We start from the raw sequence: 2,583 nt of genomic DNA on the forward strand, positions 1-2,583 counted from the left end.
GCTTGGTTGCCAGAAAGAAGGTGGACAAAGCATTGAGAGTTTGCAATATTAGCAGCACTGCGACTGCTATCCCTAATCGCACTAAATAAGACGATAGCTGAGGTGCTAATACTGGTACGCGCTTTGATGCCGATACATCCCGCTCGTCCGACTCTGAAGATTCTTCATTAACTTGATATGCAACAGCAGACAGTTCGTCAGGAAGAACTGGTTTATTTTTGGGGATCTTTTTTCGTTGTTTGAGAAACATAGTGGTCGAGTCGAAACGCTCTACCTAAGATAGAAAGCTTTTCTTAAAAACGAACAAAATTTAGTATCTGGTTTCGACTTGAACATTGTTCACAGGTGGTGGAGATGAAGATTGCATTGAAACCTTGCTTGCCGCCGCAGCACCTGCGGGACCACCTAGCGCAGCCCCAGCTAGCGTAGTTCCTACATTAATTGCCGCAGAAGCTGTGCCAACAAGACTTGACCATACCCCAGCCCCGCCACCTTTGGCGATCTCAAACACGCAAAACGGGATCACCAATGCCATGACCACACCAAACCATATCGTGTCCACCGAGGCATCAGCACTGACCATCAGATCGCTTGCTAATCCGTAGCCAATGTATAACAGCAGTCTAGCCAAAAAAATTGTGAACGTACCTGTTAACCACAGAGCATAAGCCGAAGCTAAGAAAGTATTGCTAGTAAACAAACTTGCAGTTGCCGCCATTGGCGCAGCAATTCCCGTAAAGATGAAAGCAATTCCATACAAAGCTTGCCACGCCTCTGTAACTTTGGACAAAATTATTGCTAAAATCCCCTCCCAAGCTGGAGATGTAATTGTCCAAAAAACAGTCCGAGCTTTATCCCCAACATTTTTTTGCGGGTCATTCCACTGCTCCATCGCTTCATTTATATTACCCAGCCAGTCCTGTAACCAAGATGAATTGAAAAAATCTTGTTTGTATTCATTTCCCATATTCTGAACTTGATTAGATAAATCCGCAAAACACGCGGATTGTTCAGCCCCTATTAGAGCTTCGCATTGCTTAAATAATGGTGACAGACTTGGACCAATTAGCGCTCTTGCTTTTCCTTCTTTGATAGTTTGATAAAATCCCGTATAACTATCAAAGGTATTAATCACTCCATCAAAAATTTTGTAAAGGGCAAGAATAATTTGACCAAGGATATATCCACCGTTGGCAAGTCCAATGAAAACCACCACAGGCGCAACTAGCTCAATCCAAATTTTTAAGTCATCATCTTCTTTCAGCCACTTCATAAAACCGATTGACAAAGGAAAGATGGCAAACCCTTGACAGCAATAGCACAGATACGCGAAAGATGCGTTGTACTGCCCGAAATATCGTTGAACTATCTTTTCTTGATTTTGAGAGACTTTTAAGGCTGCATTACGTCCCCACTCGGCAATGTCATTGAAAACAATTGCCTCAGCTTTTTGGGGAGTGAGGAGAAAAGTTATTGTACAAAGTGCAAAAAATCCAAATAAGAGGATTGATTTATTTTGGCGACGCGGAACTTGACGCAGTTTAATGGCAATCGCTGCCATCTGATGCTTAATAAAGTTAACCAAACTGTATCTGTTGTATTTATTACCCTTCATGGTCAGCGTCCTGCTGTAATTGATTAATAACAGGTATTACAAGCACTGTCACGATGGAAGTGTATAAGGAATAACTCAGTACCAAACTTACCCCAATTGAAGCGACTTGCTTGTGAACTGGTAAAGCGTTCCACTTTTCTAAAAATTTGTGCATTACCATTTGTCAGGAGTTGTCCAAATTGCCTTCATGGAGCTAATCGATAATCCGGCATTTTCTACATCTCGCTGCCGCCTTTGGGCATCCATTGAGGCAGAGATGTTACCGAGTTGCAGTTTCTGAAATTGGTCATCAGTCTGCATTTTCATCAGCACAGACAGTTGGGCAGCATCCATTGATGGGCTAACGCTGTCTACAAGGAGATTGCATCGGATTAACTCTTGAGAACTTTTGGCGTTATTGGCACAGTTTTTCACTAACTCAGAAACCCTTTTAACTGTATCCATCGCAGTTTCGCTAATCTTTTGTTGTTGCGCCTGACCTGCTTTGCTTAAATAAGCTTCGGTTGTTGCTCGGTTTATATCGCGGTCGCTCTGATTTCCAGCGTAATACGCACCAATGCTAGGATTTGGTGCATAAACATCACTCAAAATTTTTCCTGATGTCGCTGCTTGATAAATTTTCCCGCGCACTTCATTTGGGTTTGGGTAGCCACGAGCGCCGGAAGCTTGCTTAAATATAGTTTGATGGGGGTTACTGTTGGGGCGACAAGTAGACGCATACAAACAAGTTACAGAGCCTGTTCCTAATACCCCACCACTACCAATCGTTGCATCAACAATGATGTCTGTCTCTCCTCCTCCAGCAGATGGACTACTGCTGACATCACTAGATCCATCAAGTATTGTGCCTAAAATGCTTTCCAGTAGTCCTCCAACATCTATAGAACCCCCATTCAATAATCCATCAGAACTGAAAACAGCATCCATAATTATATTAGAAAGATCAATGCCGCCAATACTTAATCCAC

4 protein-coding genes are annotated in these 2,583 nt (G+C 42.8%); all 4 read right to left on the reverse strand.

The window, feature by feature from the left end; translation table 11 throughout:
• Positions 1 to 250 (reverse strand): hypothetical protein (locus C7B70_RS23615; protein ID WP_199192491.1); only part of this gene is annotated, 250 nt, incomplete at its 3' end.
• A gap of 60 nt (positions 251 to 310) precedes the next feature.
• A complete protein-coding gene (locus C7B70_RS23620) occupies positions 311 to 1,615 on the reverse strand; it encodes a hypothetical protein (RefSeq protein ID WP_106371373.1) in 1,305 nt (434 codons plus the stop codon).
• Positions 1,605 to 1,769, reverse strand: coding sequence for a hypothetical protein (locus C7B70_RS26635; protein ID WP_233221095.1), 165 nt, complete (start codon positions 1,767 to 1,769; stop codon positions 1,605 to 1,607). The genes C7B70_RS23620 and C7B70_RS26635 overlap by 11 nt, the downstream gene beginning before the upstream one ends.
• On the reverse strand, positions 1,769 to 2,583 hold an 815-nt coding region (locus C7B70_RS23625), incomplete at its 5' end, for a hypothetical protein (protein WP_106371374.1). The genes C7B70_RS26635 and C7B70_RS23625, both read right to left, overlap by 1 nt.

This window comes from Chlorogloea sp. CCALA 695 (assembly GCF_003003885.1).
Classification (GTDB): domain Bacteria; phylum Cyanobacteriota; class Cyanobacteriia; order Cyanobacteriales; family Chroococcidiopsidaceae; genus Aliterella.

Bases quoted from the DNA above. Each gene is read 5' to 3' on its own strand.
- C7B70_RS23620 (WP_106371373.1), bottom strand. From the start codon at position 1,615: ATGAAGGGTAATAAATACAACAGATACAGTTTGGTTAACTTTATTAAG.
- C7B70_RS26635 (WP_233221095.1), bottom strand. From the start codon at position 1,769: ATGCACAAATTTTTAGAAAAGTGGAACGCTTTACCAGTTCACAAGCAA.